A 26837-nucleotide genomic window follows, 5' to 3' on the forward strand; every position below is an offset into this window, starting at 1 on the left:
GTTCAGGGCGCTCAGCAGGACATTAACTGTTCTCTGACGCTTTATTTCTGGATTCAGTTAACCCTAAGGCTAGACTATTTAAAACCGGATCTGTAAAAACTTGCTCCAGATTTCGGGTTAACTTGCGCTTCCAGTTTGGATACTCTTTAAAGGTGCCCGGAATATTCACTGGCTTGTCCATTTCCAACCAGTCTTCCAACTGCAAACTCAATAAGGCACTACTGCCTTTAGCCATGTGATACTGCATACCATGATTCAATTCTTTAACCATACCCACATGTTCAACCTCTCGTCCCATCCAATCGGGAATAGAGAAGTGTCCGTGCAGAGTATCCAGAATTTGCTGTTTATTGTCGTGGCGACTGGTGTAGAGTTCCTGCAGGATCTCATCGCTGGGATACAGTCCCAGCTCCTTGCCTTTTTCCAGATCCAGGCAGTGCCAAAACCCCGTCAAGGTAGGCATATCATGGGTGGTCAAGGTTGACATTGACTGCACCGGATAGTGATGAGGTGAGTAAAAACCGCCATCTTTAGCCTGTTCAAAGAAAAACACCCGATAAGAGTGTACACCGTTTTCAGCCAGTTTAATTCGAATTTCGTCCGGCACAGTCCCCAGATCTTCACCGATAACCAGGTTTTCATTGCGATGACTTTCCAGAGCCAGAATTCCCAGCAAATCATCAACTGGATAATAAACATAACCGCCGGCTTTGGCATTCTCGCCTTTAGGCACCCACCACAGACGCAATAACGCCATTACGTGATCGATTCTAAGCGCACCCGCGGATTTCATATTGGAACTAAACAGATCAATAATCGGCTGATACTGTTGCTGATATAATGTTTCTGGATCCATAGGTGGCAAGCCCCAGTTTTGTCCCAATGGACCTAACACATCAGGCGGCGCACCAACACTGGCTTCTGTAATGTAGAGATCGCGATTACCCCAAATCTCGGCACTACCTTCACTCACACCAACAGCCAAGTCGCGATAAATTCCAATGCTCATGCCTGACTGGTATGCCGTATTCTGAGCGGCTTCAAGTTGTAACGCAGCCTGCCACTGCAAAAACATATAAAACTTAACCGTTTTACTATTAGCTTTAAAAAACTTTTCTACACCTGGCTTATGAAATTCATTTAATTCATTAGGGAATACCGGCCAACCCCATGAGGCTTTGCCTTCGCTGGCCAGCTTTTCCTGGATAGCATCATACGTTGCCAACATTTCCAGGCTCTCTCCGCCCTCAGCAATAAATGCCTTAAAGGCTCTATTGAGTTTGGTATTTTTGCTCAATGACTTTTTCCACTGAACTTCAAACACCGCGTTGAGTACCTGGAGTTTTAATTTAACCACCGCATCGTAATCAACGTAGTCTACATTTCTGACGTGGGTTAACGCAGCCTGAAATTCAGGGGCATTCACGATCGCTTGTACACTTTCGTCTTCATAACCATCCAGTTTAGTGACATCGATGTAGATAAAGTTGAGCCAACGGCGAGAAGATGGACCATAAGGGCTGCAAGCGTCGGGGTTGGCGGGATATAAAGCATGAATCGGATTAAGTCCGACAAACTGCGCTCCCTGACGGCCACTTTCCTTGATGAGATACGTCAGGTCGGAAAAATCACCGACTCCCCAGTTTTTCTCGCTGCGCAAACAATATAACTGAACGCTTAAACCCCAAACCTTGTTACCTTCCGCAATGTTATCAGGCTTATAGCATGATTTAGGGGCAATAATCTGGCGCATTTCGGCTATTTTGTCGCCGTCATCTCCCAGCAACTGTAGATCGTGATATCCCAGAGGTAAGGTATGCTGGATATCGACGATATATTCCTGGAACTCGATATCATCTATGTGCGCAACATTAATTAACTCACCGTCTGAGGGCACAATTTTTTGATGCAGTTCGGTACCATCTTCCAGTACAAAATGCAGATCATAACTGTCATTGACCAATTCAATTGGCAAGCGCACGGCACAGACCACCTGCTCACCTTCGCGATTCACCTGTACAGGATTTAACGGCTGCATCCAATTATTAGCAACAAACTGATTTAATTCTGTTTGTAAAACGCTTTCATCAGAAACCGTATAACCCATAGTTTCCAATAATCTGGCTTTACTCTCTTCACTCACCGTAGCGGGTTTCCCCCAAGCGTCGACATAGTTCGACTCAATGCCACGAATTTCTACTAATTTTTCAATCACAGATGGGGTCATGCTGGCTTAGCTTCCTATTCATTGCTAACACTGGACGGTGTGGTCTTCACAAAGCCTGTGACATTAATTCTATCTATGCCCATGACTATGCTCCAAACGCTTACAAGTTAGCTTGTCTCAAAATCGTTTAAGTGAACTATTCTATCAACACCCGTTAGCGATCCGAAACAGCTTAGAGTGTGACTGCAAACGTATTCAGACAACAAATTTTTAATAATAGACCAATTTACAAGGTCTAAAATAAAACAGATAAAAGAAATTTTCACTACGAATAATGTAATTTAACAACATTTATTGAAATAATTTTGCTATTTTGTCGGTATTAAGACATAATTTTTGTAATTTATTTTCATTCTATACCGAGATCGCGAGGAATACTCATGGCAATTAATGTAGGTATCAATGGCTTTGGCCGTATCGGTCGATTTGTTTTCAGAGCTGCATGTGAAAGAGATGATATTGAGATCGTTGGGATCAACGATCTTTTAGACGCAGAATATATGGCGTACATGCTTAAGTACGATTCCACCCATGGCCGATTCAAAGGAACTGTAGAGGTAGAAGGTGGGCAACTCATCGTCAACGGTAAAGCGATTCGAGTTACTGCTGAGCGTGATCCTGCCAACCTGGCGTGGGATGAATTAAACACTGACGTGGTTGTAGAATCCACTGGTCTGTTTCTGACTGACGAGACAGCGCGCGCCCACATTAAAGCTGGGGCCAAAAAAGTCGTATTATCAGCGCCATCAAAAGACGCTACGCCAATGTTCGTAATGGGTGTGAACCACAACGAGTATGAAGGTCAGGACATTGTTTCTAACGCTTCTTGCACAACAAACTGTCTTGCGCCATTGGCGAAAGTTATCAATGACAAATTTGGTATTGTTGATGGCCTGATGACGACTGTTCATGCCGCTACTGCAACACAAAAAACCGTTGATGGTCCGTCTATGAAAGATTGGCGCGGCGGCCGTGGTGCATACCAGAACATCATTCCTTCTTCTACCGGTGCGGCAAAAGCAGTAGGTAAAGTCATCCCTGCGCTTAACGGTAAATTAACGGGTATGGCTTTCAGAGTCCCTACTCCAGATGTATCAGTCGTTGATCTGACTGTAAATCTGGCAAAACCTGCCAGCTACGAAGAAATTTGTGCTGCCATTAAAGATGCTTCTGAAGGTGAACTGGCCGGTATTTTAGGTTACACCGAAGACGAAGTAGTATCACAAGATTTTATAGGTGATACTCGTACCTCAATTTTTGATGCCAAAGCGGGTATTGCCCTGACTGACACTTTTGTTAAGTTAGTTTCCTGGTACGACAATGAAATTGGTTACTCTAACAAGGTGTTAGACCTGGCCGTGCACATTGCCAGGTAATTCACAGCACACTGTAGTAATCTAAGGCGACATTGGTCGCCTTTTTTATTGTCACCACAAAGTCCCCTTTAGCAAAAAAAGTAAATAAGCTTAAGATTATGCAATCAGTTTCTATAGATTCACTGTCGAATAACCAAATTATCAATATTGAAAACCAGTTCGCCACAGCCCGCATTTCTCTGTTCGGTGCGCATGTTATGTCTTTTGTGCCCAAAAAGGATAAGCGCGAACGTTTATGGTTAAGTCCTCAGGCCAGCCTTGAAGGTAATGAGGCCATACGCGGCGGCACCCCGATTTGCTGGCCCTGGTTCTCCAATCAGTTCCCAGATAAAACCGCCAACCTGCCCTCTCATGGCTTCGTCCGTAATAATTTGTGGAAGCTGTCAGAGCTCAATACTCTTGCCTCTGGAGAAACTGAGATAAAGCTGACCTTTCAGTGCGATGGTGAGCCGGGATTTCCCTTCTCGGCAACATTACTGTTTACCGTAGTTGTGGGCGAAAACCTTTCCATGTCGTTAACCACTCACAATACAGATTCACGCCCCTTCTCTATTACGGCAGCGCTGCATAGTTACTTTAAAGTAGGCAATTTGGAGAACGTCAGATTAACCGGATTGACTGGTCGTTATCGTGACAAAACCAAAAACTTCGCCTATCAGGATAGCCCGGAAAGCTATGTTTTTGACGGTGAAGTAGACCGTATCCATGAAACGTTGAACGAGAATGTCACTATTCATGACAATGAGTGTCAAACCAGGATAGCGAACAAGGGGCATGACAGCCTGGTGATTTGGAACCCTGGTCAGGAACTGGTTCGCACAATCATTAATATTCCCAATGATGGTTTTACACAGTTTGTTTGTGTTGAGGCCGCCATTACCACGGCAATAGAGATCCTGCCCGGCAAGGCTCATATTCTGAGCCAATCTGTACTTTAGCCCACCGTACAAATATTTAATCCTCGTGCTATTCAGGCAGATAATGCTTCTGGCTGAATAGCGGCCATTGAGACATTTCCCCATCTCCAAAAGCGGCAAATACTGGCCGTCAAAAATTTGAAAAAGCCACTCCATAATCTTCCTGTTGCCTCTTTTTTGATTTCCACCCACCTATTAGACAAAAGTATAACAAGGCATTTAAAACCATATATTTCAATGACTTGAAAATTAAAAAGCAATTAAAAACAAATAAAAAAAACAGTTTCTGAAAAGTTGGCACAAGCCATGCTAAGAAATTCCCGAACGCTTTAAACCTGCCAAACTTATCGCGAGGTAAGGACGGAAATCCACGGGTCTCTCAGTTTTTAGGAGAACGAGCAAGAGACAGCCGGGCTGCACAATCAACCTTTGGGAATAAAACAATGAAAACATTTACAAAAACCGTTGCTTTAGTTTCAGTGACTGCAGCTTTAAACGTCAACGCAGCAATGGATTTAGAAGCAACTAATGAAACCGCTTTCCAAATCGGTGGGCAGATTGAAGAAGTCTGTAAAGTTACTCACAGTACTAACACACTGACCTCGTCGATTGATCTTTCTTCTTCTCAGGCACAAAACATTGCCAGTGTTGAAATTTGGTGTAACAACGGTCAAAGCAGTACCAGCACCACCTACACCTCGTCCAACGCCGGTAAGCTAATCAATGCTGACCACACAGGTCAGGACATCGCCTATTTACTTGATATTTCTAATGCATCCAATGGCACAGGGCTTGACCTGAGCAGCCCTCAGACAATCGCGCAAACCTCAGGTTTTGGCACCAGCGGCAGCACCGAAGTCAGCACGGTTTCTATCAGACCAACTGTTGATGGTTATGAATATGCCGGTACTTACTCAGATACTATTACCGTAACTGTTGCAGTTAACTAATCAAAACCAGGCTCCTTCGGGAGCCTTGTTATTTCAATGTTCGTTTTGGCAAATAGTCAGCGCCAACATTGAAATAACCAAACAATATGAGGAATGGGATAAATCAGAAAAATTCAGAATAAATGTAAGATTGTGGCTTGAGAACCAGAATTTTTGCCGATATAGTCTTTAAGGTGTGAAGGTATCAAACAACTCTGACGCAATTGAGCATGGAGTTATCACAGAGCTTATGGTTTGTATGTTATTACTGCAATCCGCAAGTTCGACTTTAGAGATGATGTGATGATAAATAAACGAGTACTGATTTCGCTGTGTGGCTTATTGTATCCAGCAATATATGCCTCCGCTCAGATAGCTCTCGACGCAACAGAACAGACGTCGTTTGATATTGGTGGCTCTATTGCAGCGGAATGTAAAGTTGCCAATCAATCTTCAGATATTGCAACCACCCTCGATTTAAGCAGTTCATCAGCTCAAAATGCGGCCACTATTTCTGTTTGGTGTAATACCGGACAAAATACCGCAGATACCATTTACTCCTCGGCAAATAACGGGTTTCTGGTGGACGATGCTGGTAACCAGATCGCTTACAACGTTAATGTTGGCGACAATGCCAATGCTTTGTCACTTGCCACCCCTCAAACGGTTCAGCAAAACAGCGGTACCGGTACAGAGGGTGATAGTCAACGCAGTAATCTTGCCATTATTCCTCAGGTGAACGGTTTTGAAACCAGTGGTTCCTATAGTGATACCATTGCGGTTACCGTTTCTTATAAGTAGTTATAAGTACCTGCCACTGATTTAATTCCCCTCATCTTGTTTGGAAAGCGAATTCGTAACCAAACAGGAGAAGTACCCCTACACTCGAAAAACAAGCATAGAAAAACCGATTTTTAAACATTTTTGACTTAAATCACCGTAGTTATTTTTTAATGCGTCAGGTTTTTGACTGCCAAAAATATGACATCTGTAATTTCCAGAGTTTCACCGTCAAATGCGTGTCAATTTTTTGAATAGGCTAAGTGTGATTTGAAACCGAATATCTGGATAATTCATCGGTTTTTCATAAAAATTAATTTTATTTTAGTTATTTAAAAACAGTTTAACTTATTGTTTTTAATACCTTTTCCATTTCAGCGAATTTGATTTCGAGAAAAAGTTAGCGCCTTTTAAAAAAGTTGGCACCACATCTGCATTAGTTAATTCGAACGGGGATAACCCCAAAACTTAAATTAAAACGAATGCTTGAGAGGCCAGAAAAATGAAAACTATCAACAAAACACTTATCGCTATCGCTGCTTTTACTGCTTTAAACGCAAACGCTAAAATTGCTCTTGACGCTGATGACAATACGTCATTCGATATCGGCGGTGAAATCAAATCAGAATGTAAAGTAACTAATCATTCGCCAGAAAGATCCACAACGTTAGATCTTTCTTCAAGCGAAGCTCAAACCACCGCTTCTGTTTCTTTGTGGTGTAACACCGGACAAGGCACAGCTAAAACCACTTACTCTTCTCAAAACGGTGGTTTCATGGTGAGCAAGGAAGGCAAAAAAATCGCCTACTCCATCGATATTTCCGGCACCGCCAATGACCTGTCATTAACTTCTGCTCAAACGGTAAACCAGGTAGTAGGTAAAGGTACAGAAGGTCAAGAGTCTACGCGCTCAATTGCGGTAAAGCCTTTAGTTAACGGTTACGAGTATGCAGGTATTTACTCTGACACCATCGAAGTCACCGTGGCTTACAACTAAGAAACAAATTAAACGAATAACAACAAACGACTCAGTTAAAATTTTAGGGGATTATCATGAAAACTATTAACAAAACACTTATCGCTATCGCTGCTTTCACCGCTTTAAACGCTAATGCTAAAATTGCGCTTGATGCCGATGACAATACTTCTTTTGATATCGGTGGCGAAATTGCGTCTGAATGTAAAATTGACAACACATTGAGCAATGACGCATTGGATTTAAACCTGGCCTCTTCCGAAGCGCAAAGTGTGGCTTCTGTAGAAATCTGGTGTAATACCGGACAAAGCACAGCCAGCACGACATATTCGTCATTAAACAATGGTAAACTGAAAAACGGTACCAACAGTGGTCAGGATATTAGTTATTTACTAGACATTGCTGATACCGCAAACGGTACAGGATTAGATTTATCAACAGCCAGAACGGTAAGCCAGGCATCGGGTATTGGCACCTCAGGTGAATCAGAATCGAAATCTATCTCTATCAGACCTCAGGTTTCAGGTTATGAATATGCCGGAACTTACTCTGATACCATCTCAGTAACGGTATCTTACAACTAAGGTATCAGATGACTCAAAACCCAATTTGAGTTATAAATGGGCACATAAAAAATAACGAAAGTCGGCGCTATGCCGACTTTTGCTTACCAGTATAAAAATAATCGGTCGGAGTGCGCTCATGCTTCAGTTACGCCATGTCAAATGGTTACTCGCTTTAACTCTTTCAATTGTTTCCGTCAGCACTTTTGCTTACCAGGTTCAACCCATGGTAGCTGAATTGCACACCAGCGGAAATCGCTCTGCAATAACCTATCGAGTCATCAACCCCAGTGATACCTCGGTGCCTATTGAAGTAGTGGTCTACAAACGCAGTTTCGATGAAAATCAGCAAGAGATACTGACAGAAGCAGAAGATGACTTTATCGTATTGCCACCGCAAATGGACGTACCTGCCAATGGATATCAGGTTTTTCGCGCTCAGTATTTAGGCGATGTCGATTTTGAAAAAACTCAATCCTATCGCATTGTGTTTAAACAACTGCCCATTGAACAGCAAGGCCAGGAATCCCAGGTCAACATGATTTTCAATTTTGCCACCCTGGTATTTGTCTCTCAACCAGAGAGCACGGGAGCCTTAGCCCAGACCTTAAATTGCCAGGCACAAGATAACTGTAAACTAGAGATTATCAACAACGGTGATGCAGTGGTAAACCTGGTTCAAAGCACCATCCAGGTGAATGGCGAGACGCAAGGCGAATGGACATGGTTGCAACAAAAAATGCCTGTCACCTATTTAATGCCAGAGCATAAGTTATCTATAGATCTTAGCGAACTGGTTACAGAGGACGCACTGCCAACACAGGTAAAACTGGTGACGGCCAATAATGCGAAATAGCGCATTACTGCTATTTTTCTTTTTAAGCTTTACCACTCATGCTGCTATGTACAGCATGAGTCTGCCTGTGCAGTGGCAAGAAAAAAAAGTAGGTGAAGTCACCTTTGTACTGGAGAACTTTAGCCTGCACAGTGTTGAAGGTGACGCATTGGCTTTGCCCCTTTCTGAATTACTCAGCGAAGAAACCAAACGTTTCCTGAACAATAGTCAGGGTGAATTGTCCATGGCGCGACTTGAAGAGCGCGGCATTTCCCTGACACTCAACACCAAGGATCTTGTCGTTGTATTAGAATTATCCCCGGATGCCATGGCAGTGGATAGACTCACTTACGGCAATCGTAACTATCTGGCCACTCCCAGTCCTGCTGCGAACTGGTCTATCCTGAATGACTTCAATTTACGTGTCGACAAATCAAATGTTCAGGAAGACAGCCTCGCCATTGACTGGATTGCACAAAGTAATTTTGGTGGCCATGACGGTTATAATCTTAATTGGTCGGTGTTTTATGAAAATGAAGATGACGATAGCGAGCTTTATCGCGGTGAGGTGACCTTATTCAAGGATGATTTCAGTAAACCCCGACGCATTGAAGTTGGCGATATATCCAGTTTTAACAAAGGTCACCTGCCCGCTCTCAATGCCGGTGGCTTAAGTATTTCAACACCCTACCAGCAATTGCAACCATTAAAACGCATCAGTCCTTCGAACTCGCAGGAGTTTTATATGAAGCAAGCGGGCGAAGTACAGGTACTGGTTAACAACAATATTGTGGCAAAAGTGCGATTAAATCCTGGTCGTTATGACCTCAACGACCTGCCATTAAGCACCGGCCAAAACGATGTTGAGGTGGTGGCCACTTACGCCAATGGAGAGCGTGAATCCTTCACTTTTAACACCTTTTTTAATTCCCAATTACTAGAAAAAGGACTGACCGTATGGGCTTTTAAAGTGGGTTACCCCAGCCAGTTCCGAGACTTCCGGTATGATTATCTCGACCCATTGGTTATGGCGGGCTTCTATGAGGCAGGTCTGACAGATACCATCACCGCAGGCGTTAATGCCCTATACGCTGACGGCGACTTCTTGGTGGGTACCACGGTAACCACAGGTACATCCTTTGGTAATTTCACCTTCAGAATGACCACCAGCGAATATCAGGATACTCCCGGCTCTGCCATCTCGCTGGATACTGAACATACAGTTTTAGGCAGTTCCAATTTTGGCGTGCCCAATCTGCGTCTTAGCTATCAAAAACGGAAAAACTTTGTACAATCTCCCTGGTTGGACTCGCCGGCTTCTAACTCTGATGAAACTTATTCGGTAAACTACAGTTGGTTCATCAATGACCGTTTTGATTTTAGCGTTAACGCCAGACGCACGATAAACGACGTGAACAGCACCTCAGACAGTATCAATGCCCAGCTTAGCTGGCGATATCAGAGCATGAGAGTAAGTCTGCAATATCAGCGTCAAAACAACGACAGAGTCATCACTGATGACGAAAACAGTCTGTTTTTAAACTTTAACTGGTCGGGATTTAATAGCAAAAACCTGACCCGGAAACGAGTAGATTATCGCAGTCAAAATGACAACTTGCGCGCCAGTTACTCCAAAATTAATCGCAACTACCAAAATGATTATGGTTACAGTATCGAGGCGAATAAGTCCAAAGGCCTTGAGTCTTACAATTTAAGCGGCAGTTACACTCATAACCGATTCAGGCTTGATGTCAGCGCCCGGACACAGGAACGCAGTTCCTTGTCTCGCTCCAATGATTACCGGGTAAACCTGTCAACGTCTGTTGGCATAGCTGATGGAAAGGTGGGCATTGGCAGCAATATCAGAACGCCATTTGCGGTGGTAGAAACTCACCCTACGCTGGAGAAAGCGGATGTGCAGATCAACCCTTCGCCTACGGGCACAAGCACCGGTTCAGCAGGCACAAGCATCGGAGGGTTAGTCAATATTGGCTCCAGTTATACCGAGGGCATTGTGAATATTAATGCTCTCAACGTGCCACTTGGCTATGATTGGGGACCCGGGACCTATAGTATAGTGGGTGGTACAAATACGGGTCATGTCATCACTATTGGCTCGGATCTTTCATATACCGCACTGGGTTATGTCAAAGATTCAGACAACAATCCGGTATCGTTACAGCGAGGCACAATCACAGGGGAAGGCTTTTCTGCGACCTTATTTACCAATCGCAAGGGGCGTTTCGTCATTGAAGGTATTGGTGTCGGTGACTATCAAATTAAATTCGGAGATAGCGTAGCCAATATCCAGATACCCGAGGGAGATATTAGTTTGATTCGATTAGGCATAGTAAAGCTACAAAAAATCAACAGTGAGACCAAGGCACAATGAGGTTGAATGTACTTATCAATGGCATGCAGCAAAGCTTCGCTTGTACAGTGATATTGCTTTTGCTTCCCAGCACCTTTTCCGGTCAGGTCTACGCTGATTCAGATTATTATGACTTTTGCCCAACGGACTTTACTGTTACCACAGACACACTCTCATGGCGTGCAAATCGACGCAATCAGCAAACGATCCCGATAAAAGTTCGCTTTTCGGAAAGGACCGATGATTGCGTCACCCATATTTTGTTTTATACCGATAACAACACTTCGCTAGTACTGAGTTCTGGCCAGGATTATATAGAAACAGATTTGGTAGACAAACATCGCAACCATTTTGCCCAATACTCCATTAACGGTCGCATCGCCTGGGCAGTGCCCGTTTACAGAGTTAAAAGCTTGCGGGTATGGGCGCAATTGCGCAGCACAGAAGCCCAAATAGCCGGGAATTACAACGGTATTACCAGTGTTGTAGCCACTTATTATGGTTACCATATATCTCCAGAAGTATGGACAACGGTATCTGCCGAGGTGCCTTCGGTTTTGGATGTCAGCGTGCCCACCAACTCAGTGGTATCGGGTTCGGGGAGTTTTTATTATGTCGAGCTAGGCAACCTGTATAACGGTAGCTCTGCCAGTTGGGATATTAATATTTATTCTAATATTCATTACAATGTGTCAGTGGCTTCTGAAAATGGTGGCTTAAAACATCAAAACAGCGCGGCATTAATCCCCTATCAGGTAACAATGGATGGCAGTACCTTCGATGCTGGGAGCAGCTTTTCTCGGGGTTACACTAATTATAATCCCCTCTCCACCAGTTCAATTCCGTTCAAAGTCAAAGTCACTGACGTCGACTTTAAACCAGCAGGGCGTTATATCGACAACCTGATAGTGACAGTGAGTGCCAGATAACTACACGCTCTAATAAAAAACCAGCAACGTTGCTGGTTTTTTATTAGAGCGTGTTGACGCTCTGGGGATAAAGAACTTGTTTAGCTTTTGCTAACCGTTTTAGCGCCGGCAACAGCCTCTTCTGCGAGTTCGGTAATACGCTGCCAGTTACCGGATGCCATGGCATCTTCTGGGGCTAACCAAGAGCCACCAACACATTTGATGTTAGATAAAGCCAGGTAATCCAGATAATTGTTAGGGCTGATACCACCGGTAGGACAGAATGTCACATCGGGGAACGGGCCACTGATGGATTTAATCGCTTTAATACCACCTGATGCTTCTGCCGGAAAAAATTTGAAATGATCATAGCCGTGATCTAATCCCACCATCAACTCTGAAATTGAGGCTATTCCTGGGATCAAAGCAATACTACCTTCTTTCCCCGCCTTTAATAGATCCGGAGTTAATCCCGGACTGATCGCAAACTGCGCTCCAGCTTCAGTGACGGCTTTTAGTTGCTCACGATTGGTTACTGTTCCAGCACCAATCACCGCTTCGGGAACTTCCCTAGCGATTTTAGCAATCACATCCAGTGCCACAGGGGTACGCAATGTCACTTCCAAAACTTTAATGCCACCAGCAATAAGCGCTTTTGCCAAAGGCACAGCATATTCCAGTTCTTTAATTACCAAAACCGGTACAACCGGACCTTGGGCGAAAACATCCGCAGAGCTGCGGAGCCAATTATTACTCATAGTATTAACCCTTAAAATTCTGTTCCAGATATGCAGCAGTGCCAATCAAACCGTGATCAGCCTCTGTGATAACAAAGGTTGGAATATCAGCCACGTATTGTTGAAAGCGCCCTTTGGCTTCAAAACGTGTTCTAAAGTCACTGGATTTCAGGAAATCCACAAATCTTTGCGCAATGCCACCGGCAATGTATACACCGCCATGAGCTGCGACATTTAATGCCAGATTACCGGCGAATGTGCCCATTAATTCACAAAAGCGATTCAGTGCCGACAAACACACATTACAACTACCATCTAAGGCATTAGCAGTGATTTCTTTTGGTTGTGTAAAACGCACGGCCAGTTTGCGATTCAGCGCAATTGCTTCATAAATTTGTACCAGCCCGCGACCCGATAAGGCTTCTTCCGCCGATGCATAGCCGTATTTGTCACGCAGATACTCCCAAACAATCAAATCGTCTTTGTTATAGATGGGTAAATCCACATGGCCACCTTCGCCATCAAGACACTGCCACCCTTCAGATACCGGCACCAGATGCCCTACCCCTAGACCCGTACCCGGTCCAAAAACAGCAATGTTTTCTCTGGCCTTAACTTCGCCTGGGCCAATCTGAACTTTTTGACTGGCATCCAACACAGGCAAGGACATAGCAACGGCCGTGTAATCGTTAATAACGTGTAGCCATTCCAGATCTAAATCCTGCTGCAGAGTCTTTACTGAAAAGCGCCAGGTGTGATTGGTCATAATGATCAAATCACTGTTCACCGGACAGGCAATGCCAATGCAACCCGCTACAAATTTCTGAGATGGAAACTCAGCCATATAGGCTTTGATAACATCAGCAATAGTTTCAAAGTCATTGCACAGGTATTTTTTAATGGAAGTCAGCTTTCCGTTTTGACTTTGAGCCAGACGGATGTTGGTACCACCGACGTCAGCGACAAAACAAGCGGTCATTCCCCTTGCTCCTGTTCAATGAACAAGGAACAAGCTCCTTCTTCCGCTTTACTCAAATGGGTTCTCATGCCACCAAACAGCTCACGTCCCATACCAATCTGGTGGTGCGCAATATCTGCAGCTTTGATTTCTCGTTTTGCCAATTCATCTTCTGGCACGTGCAGCGTTAGCGCTCCAGTGCCAATATCTAACTCGATCACATCGCCATTTTGCACCTTTGCAATTAGACCACCGTCCCATGCTTCCGGGGTAACATGAATTGCAGCCGGTACCTTACCTGATGCACCAGACATACGGCCATCAGTAACCAAAGCGACGTGATAACCTTTGTCTTGTAATACGCCTAAAGGCGGAGTCAGGCGGTGTAACTCAGGCATGCCGATGGCTTTCGGCCCCTGAAATCTCACTACTACAACACAATCTTTGTCCAACTCACCGGCCTTAAAGGCTGCGTCCAGTTCGAATTGGTCTTCAAATACCACCGCTGGCGCTTTGATATGTTCAGAACCGGCTCTCATTGCAGAGTTTTTGATAACGGCGCGACCAAGGTTGCCGTTCAGTACCGTTAATCCACCATCGGGTTTGAACGGCGCAGCAACAGAAGCAACCACTTCTTTATCCATGGACTTAGTGGGCCCTTCCACCCAGGTCAGTTCCCCATCCAGGATTTTCGGCTCCATGCGATACTTATCCAGAGTATCACCACAAATGGTTTTAACATCATTGTGCAATAAGCCCGCATCCAGTAACTCTTTAAATAATAAAGACATACCACCGGCAGCAGTAAAGTGATTGATATCAGCCGAACCGTTTGGATAGATACGAGTTAACAATGGTACTGCGTTGGAAATATCGGAGAAATCATCCCAATTGATGATATAACCTGCGGCTCTGGCAACGGCCACAAGGTGCATAGTGTGATTAGTAGAACCGCCTGTAGACAGCAATCCCACTAAGCCATTAACAATAGCCTTAGCATCAACAATATGACCAATAGGTAAGTAGTTATCACCTAGATCAGTTAGACGAGTTACCTGCACTGCCGCTGCATCAGTTAGAGCGTCGCGCAACTCTGTACCAGGATTAACAAATGACGAACCCGGCAAGTGTAATCCCATCATTTCAACAACCAACTGATTACTATTGGCAGTGCCATAGAATGTACAGGTTCCCGCAGAGTGATAAGACTCAGATTCAGCTTTAAGTAATTCGTCACGTCCCACTTTGCCCTGGGCAAATAACTGTCGAATTCGCGCCTTTTCTTTATTGGGTAACCCCGAAGGCATAGGACCCGCTGGAACAAATACCGTTGGCAGGTGACCAAAGGCCAATGAGCCAATGAGCAATCCGGGTACGATCTTGTCACAAATACCCAACATCAGGGCACCATCAAACATGTTGTGGGACAGTGCTACAGCCGTTGATTGTGCAATGACATCACGGCTCATCAGACTCAAATCCATTCCAGGTGTACCCTGAGTGACACCGTCACACATGGCCGGTACACCACCGGCAAACTGGGCAACACTGCCTATGTTACGCACTGCTTCTTTAATGCGTTTAGGATATTCCTCATAGGGTTGATGGGCTGAAAGCATGTCATTGTACGAAGATACAATGGCAATATTAGCCTTTAACATGCTGGTTAAATCAGCTTTCTCTTCTTTGCTACAGGCTGCAAAACCATGTGCCAGGTTACCACAAGACAACACGCCGCGATGCGGGCCTTGTTGTCTGGCGTCAGAAATTTTCTTCAAATAAGCAGCGCGCGTGGCTTTACTGCGTTCTTCAATTCTCTGAGTTACTTCCTGAATAAGGGTATTCATGAATTCCTCCTAAGGAGCCCAGACTAGTTCGACATCAGCGTTCTGGATGACCGCTCGAATGGGCATTTCAAGTGCATTATCACCAGCCAGAGCATTCTCAAGCACGGCTTTTTTGCTCTCACCGGTGAGGTGTAAAAAGATATTCTCGCTCTGAAGCAGAGCATTTAATGAAAATGACATGCGTTGATGAGGCGCAGTTGTGGGTTGTACAGCTAACAATTTCGCACTGGTTTTTAAGCCATCCTGAATCTGCTCAGAGCAAGGGAACAAAGACGCGGTATGTCCGTCTTCTCCCATACCCAGAATTAACACGTCAACTGGCCAGCTCATTTGCTCGTAACGAGATTGCAATTCTACAACCGCATCAGCGGCATTTTCATGTTCGGTTTTCATACCAATAAAAGTGGCGGATGCAGCATTACCTTGCAACAGGTTAGCGCGCACCAGCTTTTCATTGCTGGCATCATCTTCGGGACTCACCCAGCGCTCATCAGCGAGGCTGATCACTACTTTTGACCAATCAATGTCAGATTCAGACAAAGCCTTAAAAAGTGGTAAAGGGGTGCGACCTCCTGAAACCAGGATGCTGGCCTGCCCTTTTGCCTTAATAGCAGCGTCCAAAATGGCAGTTATTTTACCTGCAAAGTGGACGGTTAACTCTTCTGCGTTTCTGTATAGCGTTTGTTTCATTTTTACCTCTAAACCCGATTATCTATTTCTTTGTGATCTTACTTTCATACCAGGCGCGATCTTCACGTGCCAACAAAGCAATAGATGCTACAGGTCCCCAGGTACCCGCCTGATAAGGTTCGGGTTTTTCGTTGCTCTTATTCCAGGCATCCAAAATGCTGTCCACCCACTTCCAGGCTTCTTCGACTTCATCACGACGAACAAACAGAGACTGATCACCCAGCAAGACTTCCAGCAACAGCTTTTCATAGGCATCTGGAATACGTTTAGTATCGAAGGCCTCAGAGAAACTCAGGTTCAGCTTGGACTTTTGCAGATTCATAGAACCTGAACTGGTCAATCCAGGCACCTTGTTCATTACCGTGATTTCAACCCCTTCATCGGGCTGCAGGCGGATAGTCAACTTGTTAGGTGGTAACTGATTAAAGCTATCTTTAAACAGGTTGTGAGGCTGTGGTTTGAAATAAATAACAATTTCACTCACCTTGCGAGGCATCCGTTTGCCGGTGCGCAGATAGAAAGGAACACCAGCCCAACGCCAGTTATCCAACTCTACTTTTAGGGCAACAAATGATTCAGTTTCACTCTCAGTGTTTGCCCCTTCTTCTTCAAGATACCCTGGTACCTCTTCTCCGCGCACAAAACCGCTGGTGTATTGACCACGGACGGTGTTTTCACGGATATTTGAAGCGTTGATAGGACGCAAAGATTTTAATACTTTTAATTTTTCATCCCGAACACTATTAGCATCGAGACTGGCTGGCGGCTCCATGGCAATCAAAGTCAAGATTTGCAACAGATGATTTTGCACCATATCGCGCATTTGACCTGCATCGTCAAAATATCCCCAACGACCTTCGATCCCAACGGATTCAGCCACGGTAATTTGCACGTGGTCGACGCAATTGTGATCCCAGTTAGTGGCGAAAATAGAGTTTGCGAAACGCAACGCCATCAGGTTAAGTACGGTTTCTTTACCCAGGTAATGGTCAATTCGGTAGATCTGACTTTCTTTGAAGAACTCAGCAACCTGATCGTTGATCACTTTGGAAGTTTCAAGATCATGGCCGATGGGTTTTTCCAATACGACCCGTACACTGGGGTCAATAATACCGGCGGCATTCATGCCCTTACAAATATCACCATAAATGGAAGGCGGCGTCGCCAGGTAGCACACCATGGTGCGGGACTCATCAATACAGCCTTGCAGCAAAGAGTAACTGTCGTAATCCTGCATATCGATTTGTACATACTCTAACTTTGCACTAAATCTTTCCCAGGTATCATTGCACAGGGAGTTACCGGTAAACTTTTCAATATTTGTTTTTACCAGCTCAACATATTCTTCTTGTGTAACTTCATAGCGGGCAACACCAATGATCTTGGTTTGCTCGTGGATCAGTTTGGCTTTTTCAAGCTCGTATAAGGAAGGCAGTAATTTTCGACGAGCCAAATCACCTTTGGTTCCAAACAATACAAAATCACAAGGCTCAATTACTTTATTAGGCGCCATAGAAATAACCTTTTGTAGTAAACTCAGTTAGGTACAGATACGTGCTGTAATTTTACTATATTTTAACACGTTTACCCTAGCCATATAGCGACAGTAAACTATATTTGTAGTAAATTTACAACCAAATGCATATAATTTTGACGAAGCGTTCATTTAATGTCAGCCTTAGTTTGTAATTATGTGACATTTTCATGTCAAAGAATTACAGCCGAAAAACGCAGTAAACAACAAGTATAATTAAATATTTCGAGAGCGCATGAATATTCTAGAAAAGATTGCTCAACAAAAAGGGGCTTTTAGCAAGTCTGAACGCAAGGTGGCAGAAATTATATTAGCCAACCCTCAGACCGCGATCCACTCCAGTATTGCTACCCTGGCAAAGATGTCAGATGTCAGTGAACCCACAGTTAATCGCTTCTGTCGCAGACTGGATACCAAGGGCTACCCTGACTTTAAACTGCATTTGGCACAAAGCCTGGCCAATGGCACCCCTTATGTTAACCGGCATGTAGAAGAGCATGATACGCCGGAGGAATATTCCAAAAAGATATTTGAATCCACCATGGCAGCCCTGGAAGTGGCGAGACAGTCTGTGGATATTCATGCCATTAACCGCGTAGTAGACCTGCTAACACAGGCCAAAAAGATATCGTTTTTTGGCCTGGGGGCCTCGGCTTCTGTGGCTCACGACGCCCTGAACAAATTCTTCAGATTTAATGTGCCGGTTATCTATTTTGAAGATATATTGATGCAACGCATGAGTTGTATGAATTGTACCGAAGGCGATGTCGTTGTTTTAATTTCTCACACCGGTCGTACCAAAAGCCTGGTGGAATTAGCCCAACTGGCCAAAGCCAACGACGCAACAGTTGTAGGTATAACCGCAATTAACAGCCCACTGGCCAATGAATGCAGCCTGGTTCTGTCGCTGGAAGTGCCAGAAGATACTGATATGTATATGCCAATGGCATCCCGTATCGCACAGTTGACTTTAATTGATATCTTAGCCACCGGATTTACCCTGCGTCGAGGCTCAAAATTCAGAGAAAACCTGAAGCGAGTTAAAGACTCGTTAAGAGACTCTCGCTTTGACAAGCGATAAGGCAAATTCTCACCAATCTCTGCAGAAACTCATCCGATGTCTTGAGTAAAAATCTCAATTTATTTCAGATGAGTTTCACAAATCTCTCATTTTAGACTAGTATTTTGTAATAAAATTACAAATCTGGATATTCAGGGCGCCATAAACGCCCCTGATTCTCATTATTTCCACCTAAGCGAGCAGAAAAAGATGTTAAGACGAACCAAAATTGTGGCCACTCTGGGTCCCGCTACCGATACCGATGAACGTATTGAAGCGGTCATTGCTGCGGGAGCAAACGTTGTCCGAATGAACTTCTCACACGGCACCGCTGAAGACCATATCAATCGCGCTCAAAAGGTCAGAAATGCAGCGAAGCGTCTGGGTAAATACGTGGCCATTTTGGGGGATCTACAAGGACCTAAAATTCGCGTAGCTAAATTTAAAGAGGGTGCTGTACAGCTTGATGTAGGCGATGCCTTTACTCTGGATGCTGAATTGGATCGCGAATCTGGCACGCAAACATCTGTTGGTATCGACTACAAAGAACTTCCCAATGACGTTGGCCCCGGCGACGTTTTATTGCTGGATGACGGTAGAATACAACTGAGAGTCACTGCGGTTGAAGGTGCTAAGGTGCACACCGAAGTTACCGTAGGTGGAAAACTTTCTAACAATAAAGGCATAAACCGTCAGGGTGGTGGTCTTTCTGCGGATGCACTGACCGAAAAAGACAAACAAGATATAAAAACTGCGGCAAAAATGAACGTGGATTATCTGGCGGTCTCTTTTCCTCGTTCTGGTGCCGACCTGAATTACGCCAGAGAGCTGGCTAAAGCGGCAGGCTGTCATGCCAAAATATGCTCTAAAGTAGAGCGCGCGGAAGCGGTGGCAACAGATGAAGCCATGGACGATATCATTGAAGCCAGTGATGCAGTAATGGTAGCCCGGGGAGATCTGGGTGTGGAAATTGGAGATGCGGAACTTGTTGGAGTACAGAAAAAGTTAATTTCACGTTCTCGCCAGCTAAACAAAGTAGTTATTACTGCCACTCAAATGATGGAATCCATGATTACCAGTCCAATGCCAACTCGCGCAGAAGTGATGGATGTCGCCAATGCGGTTCTGGATGGTACTGATGCGGTCATGCTGTCTGCTGAAACTGCCGCAGGTGATTACCCGGTGGAAACCGTTAAAGCTATGGCACGGGTTTGTGAAGGTGCAGAAACTCATCCCAGCGTTAAAATCTCGAAGCACAGAGTAACGGAAGAATTTACCACAATCAGCGAAACCACCGCATTATCGGCAGTCTATGCCGCTAATCACCTGAAAACTATCAAAGCTATAGTTGCCCTGACCGAGAGCGGCAATACAGCCAAATTGATGTCGCGTATAACCAGCTCTCTGCCAATTTACGGTTTATCACGTCACGAGCATTCATTGAATGAAATGGCGCTGTTTAGGGGAGTAAAACCCGTTTACTTTGACTCCAGTCACTGTGCTCCGGGGGAACTGAAGAACGACGTCATTGACTGTTTGCAGGAAAAAGGCCTGGTGGAGTCCGGTGATCAATTCATCATGACTTACGGCGACGCCATGGAGACTATCGGTGCCACCAATGGCTGCAAGATAGTGACGGTTCCCTAATCAGAGCTACTTTTTGTGCCAGAGCCGACCCAGTGTCGGCTTTTTGGTTTTTGGTCAATCATTTGTTGTTTGCAGGCCAGGGAAATTTGATGCACACTCAGTGTAAAGTGCTCATCACCTGGTACTATGGAGAAATCAACTTACACCATCCATTGTCACGAATGTGCAGCCAATGTGCGAGTACATAACCTGCCCGTTAAGCACAAGATACAGTGCCCCAGGTGTCGATTTTTACTGACCTCCAAGCGAGCTAATGCGATCCAAAAAGTGGCCCTGTTCTCTCTGACCGCTTTAGTATTTCTTTTACTTAGTTTACCTTTTGAATTTATCTCATTTACTGCCGCCGGAAAAACGCAATCCATATCTATTCCCACCGGATTAGGTGTGCTGGTCAGTAACAATTATCTGATTTTGGCGATTATTGAATCCTTCTTTATTTTGTTCATTCCGGCAATCGTACTGGCAAGCCTGCTTTTTCTTTCACTGTCAGTTTTGCTAAACAGCAATAAACCATTTAACCGTCGCCTGACACATTTTGTGTTCCAACTGCTTCCCTGGAATATGGCAGATATTTTTTTGATCAGTGTTTTGGTGAGTCTGGTAAAGATTGTATCTCTTGCAGACGTATCCTTTGGCCCCTCTTTTTTTACCTTTTGTGCGTTTGTTTGCTTTAGTACCCTCACTTTATTACACCTCGACGAATACCAGCTTCGCGAAATCACCCAAGCCATTGTAAAAGCAAAACCCAGAAGCAGAAAACACAGTATTCACAAGACCTGGGCGTTACTCTTCAGCGCTTGTTTATTGTATGTACCAGCCAATCTCTGGCCCATTATGGAAACTAATTTGCTGGGTCAGTCTGAACTCTCTACCATTCTGGGTGGCGTATTTTTGCTGTGGGAATCCGGCTCATATCCCATTGCCATTATTATTTTTACTGCCAGTGTTATTGTGCCAGTGGCGAAACTGGTTATCTTGTGTTGGTTAAATGCGACAGTACAACACGGCAATATAAAGCGTCCTCAACATAAGATGAGCTGGTACAGACTTACCGAGTTAATAGGTAAATGGTCAATGGTAGATGTATTTGTGGTTGCGATATTGGTTAGCCTGGTGCAATTGGGAGGCACAATGTCTATCTACCCGGGCCCGGCCGCCCTCGCCTTTTCGGGCGTGGTTATCTTGACCATGTTCGCAGCAAAGAGTTTTGATTCAAAATTATTATGGCAAACAAACCCAGTATGACAGATAAAGAAAACAACGAAGAAATTCATCACGCTCATGCAGAAGAATTGCATAGTATTTCCAAATTATGGCTGTTACCTATTGTCGCCATATTTATTGGTGCCTGGCTGGTATATCACCAAATCAGCAACCAGGGACAGGAAATCACCATTTACTTTAGCTCTGCAGAGGGTCTGGAGCCCGGTAAAACCAAAATTAAAACCCGCCACGTCGACATTGGCACTGTCACCAGTATTCAGCTGAGAAAGAATGACCCCGGCGTTAAAGTTACAGCGCGAATTAACCAGGATGAAACCCATTTACTTAGGGAAGATGCTAATTTTTGGGTTGTCACCCCAAGAGTATCCCTGTCCGGTGTAACAGGGCTAAGTACCATTTTATCCGGCCCATTTATCGAGTTAGCACCTGGCATGTCCGGGACTGAGCAGTTTACTTTTGAAGGCCTGGAAGATCCCCCAGTAACACCTGCTGGCACACCGGGATTACATGTCACCCTCAACAGCAATGATGAGTTTGCCTACAAAGAAGGCGACCCCATTATTTATAAAGGATTACAAGTTGGTCAAATCGAAGATATTTATTTCAATCTGGAAGAGCGTATTGTTTATTACAACGCCTTTATAGAAGCGCCCTATAATCAGTTAATTACTTCAAATACCCGTTTTTGGGATACCAGTGGAGTGCGACTTGAATTAGGGGCAGAAGGTCTGACTATCCATACCGGAACCGTCGAGACCCTGCTGACCAACGGCGTAACCTTTGGTATTCCTGATGGCTTATCCAGAGGTGAGGTGATTCAGGAAAGGGCCTATTTTGATATCCACGCCAGTCAGACTGACGCAAACGCCCGCCGCTTCAAACACAAAGCGCGCTTTGCGTTACTGATTGAAGACTCTGTGCGCGGACTTAAGCCTGGTGCCCCAGTAGAGTACAGAGGCTTGCCTATCGGAGAGGTTGAACAAATTAATGTCACCCAGGAGCAAAAAAATGGCTTATTGGAAGACGGTTATAAGATCCCTATCATCATTGCCATATTCCCGGGCATGGTGTCCTCTGAAGATTCACCAGAAGGTGTAGATTGGGTAACCGAACAACTGACACTGTGGATACAAAAAGGCTTAAGAGCGACGCTTGAAACCGGGAACCTGATCACCGGAGGCCAATATGTTGATCTACAAAACTATAAAAATATGCCGCCGATAGAAATCACTGCGATATCGGGTCTACCTGTCATCCCAACAATTTCCAATGAATTTGCACAGTTGACGCAAAAAATCTCATCCATTTTGAATAAGATTAATGAACTGCCATTTGAATCTATGGCTGACAATCTCAACCTAACACTTAAGCAATTTGATGCAACCGCCAAAACCCTGCAACAGTCAGGTTCAGAGCTAAATCAGCTATTACAGCAGAGCCGTGAAGAGGCATTGATTAGCCAAATGCAGCAATCTCTTCATGCCATTGAACAACTGGCCAACACTTATTCAGGGAACTCTGAAACTAATGCCGGAATCAATGAATTGTTGCTGGAATTTCAGGCACTGATGCTGGAATTGAAACCGCTTTTACAACAGCTAAATGAAACCCCCAATAGCCTGGTATTCCCAATGGAACCCGGAGAAACTGACATAATCCCTAAAGCCCGAAGGAATTAATCAGAATATGAAAATCGTTACTCTAGTATTAATGGTTATATTATTGTGTGCTTGTGCCAACCAACCAGCCAACTTCAGTTATTATCAGCTGAAAACTGAGCTAAATCACGGCCCTGATACTCATAAAATCAGAGATTTAAGTGCCACTACTGACATCCTGTTAAAATTGCGAGTGCCTGATTATTTAAAACAAAATAAAATGGTGGTGCAAACCGGTAGTAACCGCTTGCATTTTGCGGACCTGCACCTTTGGGCTGAGATTCCCATGAAGAGTATTCATTCAGTATTAGTGAATGGACTCAATAGCCACAGAGCGAACTGGTATATCGTTGAGTTCGTCAAAAGCGCCACGAATAAACCAGGATACGAACTTAACATTGATATCCAACAGCTCTACCCCACCGATTCGGGTCAGGCAGTTTTAAGGGGTTCCTGGGTATTATATATGGATGGTAAAGCACACTCCGCTCGTGACTTTAGCTATTCAAAAAATCTTCAGTCAGATGGCTTTTCCCATTCTGTTGAGATGCAATATCAACTATTGAAGCAGCTTAGCGATGACATCCACTCATACTTTAGTCAAAACTTGCCGCCACAACAGAGACACTCAAAGCAATAATTACTATACTGCATTAACGTAAGTTAAATTTCGCGTACCAGAACTGTAGCTAATAATGTTAAAAAAAATACTGACTCGATATCTGCGAACGGGTGTTCAGGACAGATATGATTCAGAATCGAACCGTAAAATTTTTACTGTAAATCTGTTTGGTTTAGTGGGCTTGAGCATTACAGCGGTCATGTCAGTTGCAGCCTTAATCAACCAACAATGGTTGCTGGCCGGTGTCTTATTACTTGCCAGTTTCGTGTATTACCTAGCACATCTTTATCAAAAATTTACCGGTAACTTTCGCTTAGCTTCAAACATTATTTTATACAGTTTGTTTGCCTTAATGATTTATCTGGTTTATTCCGGTGGAAAAGACAATACCGGCCCCTTGTGGATTTTTATGGTTTCCCCAGTTGCATTGTTTTTTAGCGGATTAAAAAAAGGCTTATTATCCATTTCGATTTTTGTGATCATCATCAGCGTCATTATGTTTTTCCCTGGTGAGCAGTTACTGGCAACCTCTTATACCTACGAATTTAAGACCCGATTGCTTTATTCATTTCTCTCCATCACTTTTTTATCCGCTTTTTACGAACACTCCCGCCAACAGTCTTTTGACTTTATGCAGGAAATGAGCAACAAATACGAGCAAATGGCGAAGCTGGACCACCTAACCCAACTTTCTAATCGTCGCGACGCGATGGACAAACTGGATTGTGAAATGCGCCGTGTGGAACGCAACTGCACTCCCCTTGCTATCATTTTGTGTGACGTGGACCATTTTAAGCAGGTTAATGATAGTTTTGGGCACGAAGCGGGTGATAAAACCTTGGTTTTATTAGCCAGACTGTTTCAGGAAACTTTGCGTAAGCAAGACATCGTTGCACGTTGGGGAGGTGAAGAATTTTTGTTTGTATTACCGCAGACCACCAGCTATCAAGCACAAACCGTTGCCAACAAAATTCGCGATAAAATCAAGTCCACTGCAATTGAGTATGAAGGGGCTTTGTTCGAAATTACCGTCAGTATGGGTATCAGTGAAATTACCACTAAAAAGAGTGATATTGAAAACGCCATAGCCAAAGCAGATGAATATTTATACAAAGCAAAAGCCAACGGACGCGATCAATTTCAACCAGTAATTAAAGCCCCTACCAACGACCCTGTCTCCCTGGATTCCTCTGCTTAATTTATGGTGTGACAACAGACGCAGATAAATGCAGTAGAAACTGCTTTTTTTATCGCTTTATAGGTTGCCTAATACACTGAACCGTTTAGTATGTGCTCCTGATTTTTAAAAGTTCAAAGAGTCGGAGTGGCAATGGCCAAGATAGAACAACTAAACAATAAATTACATCAAAACCTGCGTGTTAAACCTAATTCAGATGTCAGTGACCTGAAAGAGCAAAACCTGTTACCTTTGGTGATTGCTGAATTTGCTAATGCCGCGGTTGAATTTCCAATTTGCTTTGTGCAAAACCCTAATACCCAACAATATCAAGTAGTCGCTTTAATGGGTATTGAGCGCGGTGAAAACCTGTTTGTAAAAGACACCAAATGGGACGCGTCGTATATGCCAGCGAGATATACTCATGCTCCATTTGGCTTGTTGAAAAACCCTGAAGACGAAACTCAGTACGGCATAGCCATTGATGTTGAGCATCACCAGGTATCTGAATCAGAAGGTCAGGCGCTATTTTTGGAAGACGGTGAAGAAACAGAATTCCTTAAAAAGCAAAAAGAAGCCATGGCTAAATACCTGGAGCAAGAGCACATCACCACGATGTTTGCTAAAGAGTTGGCTGAAAGAGACTTACTCATCACTCGCAATATTTCTGTCAATATCGGTGACAAGCGCATGTCTGTAGACGGCGTAGCCATGGTTGATGAAGAAAAGTTAAACGCCCTGTCTGACGAGGACTTCCTGAGCCTGCGTAAAAAAGGCATGTTGCCGTCAATTTACACGCACCTGTACTCTATGCGTCAGATGAACAACCTGATGAAGAGAAAAGCGTTTTTGTTAAACAACGCATAAGCAATATATCCTCTTTCCAGTTGCAAAAAGCACTTCCCCTCGGAAGTGCTTTTTTATTGCCGATGATTTGCGCTTATTGGGCTAATTGCCCGGTACGCACTCCACTAACCTGCGGTTCATGTCTTCGATAACTTGTCGTTTAAAGGTACTTTGTTGCTCTATAAAACTATCGGCTTTTTTTAATAGCTGCTGTTTGTAGTCTTTAATATTGACCAGCTCCAGATTCGCCCGCAAGGTCTTAAACAAGTTAGGCCATTTATCTCCTGGCGCCTGCACATGATGCAGTCCACCGGAATAGACAAACAATATTTTGCCATCATCCAGACACTGCAAAATATCGGCTACACCGCCGCGAACACTCATGGGTTTACCGAATTTATCCAAACCATTGCGCCGCTTCATTCTGCCTTCGGGCAATATGGCGGTGACTTTCTGCTCACTTACCTGACTTAAAAAGTACATCCACGAATGATCATTCTTGCGGGTTATCGGTATACAACCAGGCATCAGCGCCTTTAATATACGTCCTGCCATGGGACGTTTCATGGTGATGTCAGCGCCTGGCACGACTAATTTGTGAGACAAGGTCCAGAGCCATGACCAGGGCGCAAATCGGATAAACAGTGGCTCAAACAAGCTGGTGTGATTCAAAAAAACCAATAATTTAACTTGTTGCATCGCTTCTTCCTTTTCGGCGCTCAACCACACAGGCCTACCGCCATAGAAGACACTGGCAAAAAGCTTAATAAATGCCAGACATAAAAAACTAAAAAACTGAAAAACCCGTTGCATAAAACTCGTACATGATTGGATCTAATTCACTAACATAGTGTTTAAGACCGCTTTTCTCCAGAAAATATCCACACCCTCATATAACAAATACAACACAACCTTTTAACAAGTATAACATGTCGGTATAAAAATTTCCTTTAGG

Annotated in this window: 23 protein-coding genes and 1 riboswitch; of the genes, 16 read left to right on the forward strand and 7 right to left on the reverse strand. The window is 44.2% G+C overall.

The window, feature by feature from the left end; all coding sequences use genetic code 11:
- Positions 1 to 22 precede the first annotated feature (22 nt).
- Positions 23 to 2227: a 4-alpha-glucanotransferase gene (gene malQ / locus ACXAD8_RS06945; RefSeq protein ID WP_475226547.1), complete on the reverse strand. Its 2205-nt coding sequence runs from the start codon at positions 2225 to 2227 to the stop codon at positions 23 to 25.
- A gap of 380 nt (positions 2228 to 2607) precedes the next feature.
- Between malQ and gap the strand changes: the two genes are divergently transcribed.
- From gap to ACXAD8_RS06990, 9 genes are all read left to right on the forward strand, one after another.
- Positions 2608 to 3603, forward strand: a complete 996-nt coding sequence (gap, locus tag ACXAD8_RS06950; RefSeq protein ID WP_475226548.1) for a type I glyceraldehyde-3-phosphate dehydrogenase — start codon at positions 2608 to 2610, stop codon at positions 3601 to 3603.
- 98 nt (positions 3604 to 3701) lie between these two features.
- Positions 3702 to 4541 (forward strand): D-hexose-6-phosphate mutarotase, encoded by an 840-nt coding sequence (locus ACXAD8_RS06955; RefSeq protein ID WP_475226551.1) that lies wholly within the window; start codon positions 3702 to 3704, stop codon positions 4539 to 4541.
- Positions 4542 to 4847: 306 nt separating this feature from the next.
- Positions 4848 to 4942, forward strand: a riboswitch (cyclic di-GMP riboswitch).
- Between the two features lie 21 nt (positions 4943 to 4963).
- On the forward strand, positions 4964 to 5470 hold the full coding sequence (locus ACXAD8_RS06960; protein ID WP_475226553.1) for a hypothetical protein: 507 nt from the start codon (positions 4964 to 4966) through the stop codon (positions 5468 to 5470).
- A 282-nt stretch (positions 5471 to 5752) separates the two neighbouring features.
- Entirely contained in the window at positions 5753 to 6250 is a 498-nt protein-coding gene (locus ACXAD8_RS06965) for a Csu type fimbrial protein (RefSeq protein ID WP_475226555.1), read from the forward strand.
- A 481-nt stretch (positions 6251 to 6731) separates the two neighbouring features.
- Complete coding sequence (locus ACXAD8_RS06970; protein WP_475226557.1) at positions 6732 to 7226, forward strand: hypothetical protein; 495 nt, start codon at positions 6732 to 6734, stop codon at positions 7224 to 7226.
- Between the two features lie 56 nt (positions 7227 to 7282).
- Complete coding sequence (locus ACXAD8_RS06975; RefSeq protein ID WP_475226559.1) at positions 7283 to 7789, forward strand: Csu type fimbrial protein; 507 nt, start codon at positions 7283 to 7285, stop codon at positions 7787 to 7789.
- 118 nt (positions 7790 to 7907) lie between these two features.
- Positions 7908 to 8624, forward strand: a complete 717-nt coding sequence (locus ACXAD8_RS06980) for a fimbrial biogenesis chaperone (RefSeq protein ID WP_475226560.1) — start codon at positions 7908 to 7910, stop codon at positions 8622 to 8624.
- Positions 8614 to 10995, forward strand: coding sequence for a fimbria/pilus outer membrane usher protein (locus tag ACXAD8_RS06985; RefSeq protein ID WP_475226563.1), 2382 nt, complete (start codon positions 8614 to 8616; stop codon positions 10993 to 10995). The genes ACXAD8_RS06980 and ACXAD8_RS06985 overlap by 11 nt, the downstream gene beginning before the upstream one ends.
- A gap of 2 nt (positions 10996 to 10997) precedes the next feature.
- Positions 10998 to 11903, forward strand: a complete 906-nt coding sequence (locus ACXAD8_RS06990; RefSeq protein WP_475226565.1) for a hypothetical protein — start codon at positions 10998 to 11000, stop codon at positions 11901 to 11903.
- Positions 11904 to 11983: 80 nt separating this feature from the next.
- Here the strand turns inward: ACXAD8_RS06990 and ACXAD8_RS06995 are convergent, their stop codons facing one another.
- From ACXAD8_RS06995 to zwf, 5 genes are read right to left on the reverse strand one after another with little or no spacing between them, the layout of a single operon-like run.
- Positions 11984 to 12640 carry a bifunctional 4-hydroxy-2-oxoglutarate aldolase/2-dehydro-3-deoxy-phosphogluconate aldolase gene (locus ACXAD8_RS06995; protein WP_475226567.1) on the reverse strand — a complete coding sequence of 219 codons (657 nt, stop codon included), beginning with the start codon at positions 12638 to 12640 and terminating at the stop codon, positions 11984 to 11986.
- Positions 12641 to 12644: 4 nt separating this feature from the next.
- Positions 12645 to 13598 (reverse strand): glucokinase, encoded by a 954-nt coding sequence (locus ACXAD8_RS07000; protein WP_475226569.1) that lies wholly within the window; start codon positions 13596 to 13598, stop codon positions 12645 to 12647.
- Positions 13595 to 15424 (reverse strand): phosphogluconate dehydratase, encoded by a 1830-nt coding sequence (gene edd, locus ACXAD8_RS07005; RefSeq protein WP_475226570.1) that lies wholly within the window; start codon positions 15422 to 15424, stop codon positions 13595 to 13597. The genes ACXAD8_RS07000 and edd overlap by 4 nt, the downstream gene beginning before the upstream one ends.
- Before the next feature lie 9 nt (positions 15425 to 15433).
- Positions 15434 to 16114: a 6-phosphogluconolactonase gene (gene pgl / locus ACXAD8_RS07010; RefSeq protein ID WP_475226571.1), complete on the reverse strand. Its 681-nt coding sequence runs from the start codon at positions 16112 to 16114 to the stop codon at positions 15434 to 15436.
- Between the two features lie 22 nt (positions 16115 to 16136).
- Positions 16137 to 17627 (reverse strand): glucose-6-phosphate dehydrogenase, encoded by a 1491-nt coding sequence (zwf, locus tag ACXAD8_RS07015; protein ID WP_475226573.1) that lies wholly within the window; start codon positions 17625 to 17627, stop codon positions 16137 to 16139.
- A 256-nt stretch (positions 17628 to 17883) separates the two neighbouring features.
- On the opposite strand from zwf, the gene ACXAD8_RS07020 reads away from it, so the two are divergent.
- The 7 genes from ACXAD8_RS07020 (at position 17884) to ACXAD8_RS07050 (ending at position 25903) form a co-directional block, all read left to right on the forward strand.
- On the forward strand, positions 17884 to 18729 hold the full coding sequence (locus ACXAD8_RS07020) for a MurR/RpiR family transcriptional regulator (RefSeq protein ID WP_475226575.1): 846 nt from the start codon (positions 17884 to 17886) through the stop codon (positions 18727 to 18729).
- 189 nt (positions 18730 to 18918) lie between these two features.
- The gene (pyk, locus tag ACXAD8_RS07025) at positions 18919 to 20355 is read left to right on the forward strand and encodes a pyruvate kinase (RefSeq protein WP_475226577.1); all 1437 of its coding nucleotides are present in this window, start codon (positions 18919 to 18921) and stop codon (positions 20353 to 20355) included.
- A gap of 126 nt (positions 20356 to 20481) precedes the next feature.
- On the forward strand, positions 20482 to 21600 hold the full coding sequence (locus ACXAD8_RS07030) for a paraquat-inducible protein A (RefSeq protein WP_475226579.1): 1119 nt from the start codon (positions 20482 to 20484) through the stop codon (positions 21598 to 21600).
- Positions 21597 to 23258 (forward strand): intermembrane transport protein PqiB, encoded by a 1662-nt coding sequence (gene pqiB, locus ACXAD8_RS07035; protein WP_475226582.1) that lies wholly within the window; start codon positions 21597 to 21599, stop codon positions 23256 to 23258. Before ACXAD8_RS07030 ends, pqiB begins: the two co-directional genes overlap by 4 nt.
- 7 nt (positions 23259 to 23265) lie before the next feature.
- Positions 23266 to 23877, forward strand: coding sequence for a PqiC family protein (locus tag ACXAD8_RS07040; protein WP_475226584.1), 612 nt, complete (start codon positions 23266 to 23268; stop codon positions 23875 to 23877).
- 55 nt (positions 23878 to 23932) lie between these two features.
- On the forward strand, positions 23933 to 25057 hold the full coding sequence (locus tag ACXAD8_RS07045) for a GGDEF domain-containing protein (RefSeq protein ID WP_475226586.1): 1125 nt from the start codon (positions 23933 to 23935) through the stop codon (positions 25055 to 25057).
- 132 nt (positions 25058 to 25189) lie between these two features.
- Positions 25190 to 25903, forward strand: coding sequence for a SapC family protein (locus tag ACXAD8_RS07050; RefSeq protein WP_475226588.1), 714 nt, complete (start codon positions 25190 to 25192; stop codon positions 25901 to 25903).
- A gap of 81 nt (positions 25904 to 25984) precedes the next feature.
- Here the strand turns inward: ACXAD8_RS07050 and ACXAD8_RS07055 are convergent, their stop codons facing one another.
- Positions 25985 to 26581, reverse strand: a complete 597-nt coding sequence (locus ACXAD8_RS07055) for a 1-acyl-sn-glycerol-3-phosphate acyltransferase (protein ID WP_475226590.1) — start codon at positions 26579 to 26581, stop codon at positions 25985 to 25987.
- Positions 26582 to 26837: the final 256 nt, after the last annotated feature.

The organism is Planctobacterium sp. AWH2_060 (assembly GCF_056158425.1).

What these genes read in the sequence shown, in the direction of transcription:
- ACXAD8_RS06985 (WP_475226563.1), top strand. Translation starts at nt 8,614, where the DNA reads ATGCGAAATAGCGCATTACTGCTATTTTTCTTTTTAAGCTTTACCACT.
- edd (WP_475226570.1), bottom strand. Translation starts at nt 15,424, where the DNA reads ATGAATACCCTTATTCAGGAAGTAACTCAGAGAATTGAAGAACGCAGT.
- ACXAD8_RS07040 (WP_475226584.1), top strand. Translation starts at nt 23,266, where the DNA reads ATGAAAATCGTTACTCTAGTATTAATGGTTATATTATTGTGTGCTTGT.
- ACXAD8_RS06960 (WP_475226553.1), top strand. Translation starts at nt 4,964, where the DNA reads ATGAAAACATTTACAAAAACCGTTGCTTTAGTTTCAGTGACTGCAGCT.
- zwf (WP_475226573.1), bottom strand. Translation starts at nt 17,627, where the DNA reads ATGGCGCCTAATAAAGTAATTGAGCCTTGTGATTTTGTATTGTTTGGA.
- ACXAD8_RS06995 (WP_475226567.1), bottom strand. Translation starts at nt 12,640, where the DNA reads ATGAGTAATAATTGGCTCCGCAGCTCTGCGGATGTTTTCGCCCAAGGT.
- malQ (WP_475226547.1), bottom strand. Translation starts at nt 2,227, where the DNA reads ATGACCCCATCTGTGATTGAAAAATTAGTAGAAATTCGTGGCATTGAG.
- ACXAD8_RS07020 (WP_475226575.1), top strand. Translation starts at nt 17,884, where the DNA reads ATGAATATTCTAGAAAAGATTGCTCAACAAAAAGGGGCTTTTAGCAAG.
- ACXAD8_RS07055 (WP_475226590.1), bottom strand. Translation starts at nt 26,581, where the DNA reads ATGCAACAAGTTAAATTATTGGTTTTTTTGAATCACACCAGCTTGTTT.
- ACXAD8_RS06980 (WP_475226560.1), top strand. Translation starts at nt 7,908, where the DNA reads ATGCTTCAGTTACGCCATGTCAAATGGTTACTCGCTTTAACTCTTTCA.
- ACXAD8_RS06975 (WP_475226559.1), top strand. Translation starts at nt 7,283, where the DNA reads ATGAAAACTATTAACAAAACACTTATCGCTATCGCTGCTTTCACCGCT.
- ACXAD8_RS06965 (WP_475226555.1), top strand. Translation starts at nt 5,753, where the DNA reads ATGATAAATAAACGAGTACTGATTTCGCTGTGTGGCTTATTGTATCCA.
- ACXAD8_RS07050 (WP_475226588.1), top strand. Translation starts at nt 25,190, where the DNA reads ATGGCCAAGATAGAACAACTAAACAATAAATTACATCAAAACCTGCGT.
- ACXAD8_RS07000 (WP_475226569.1), bottom strand. Translation starts at nt 13,598, where the DNA reads ATGACCGCTTGTTTTGTCGCTGACGTCGGTGGTACCAACATCCGTCTG.
- pgl (WP_475226571.1), bottom strand. Translation starts at nt 16,114, where the DNA reads ATGAAACAAACGCTATACAGAAACGCAGAAGAGTTAACCGTCCACTTT.
- ACXAD8_RS07045 (WP_475226586.1), top strand. Translation starts at nt 23,933, where the DNA reads ATGTTAAAAAAAATACTGACTCGATATCTGCGAACGGGTGTTCAGGAC.
- pqiB (WP_475226582.1), top strand. Translation starts at nt 21,597, where the DNA reads ATGACAGATAAAGAAAACAACGAAGAAATTCATCACGCTCATGCAGAA.
- ACXAD8_RS06955 (WP_475226551.1), top strand. Translation starts at nt 3,702, where the DNA reads ATGCAATCAGTTTCTATAGATTCACTGTCGAATAACCAAATTATCAAT.
- ACXAD8_RS07030 (WP_475226579.1), top strand. Translation starts at nt 20,482, where the DNA reads ATGGAGAAATCAACTTACACCATCCATTGTCACGAATGTGCAGCCAAT.
- pyk (WP_475226577.1), top strand. Translation starts at nt 18,919, where the DNA reads ATGTTAAGACGAACCAAAATTGTGGCCACTCTGGGTCCCGCTACCGAT.
- gap (WP_475226548.1), top strand. Translation starts at nt 2,608, where the DNA reads ATGGCAATTAATGTAGGTATCAATGGCTTTGGCCGTATCGGTCGATTT.
- ACXAD8_RS06970 (WP_475226557.1), top strand. Translation starts at nt 6,732, where the DNA reads ATGAAAACTATCAACAAAACACTTATCGCTATCGCTGCTTTTACTGCT.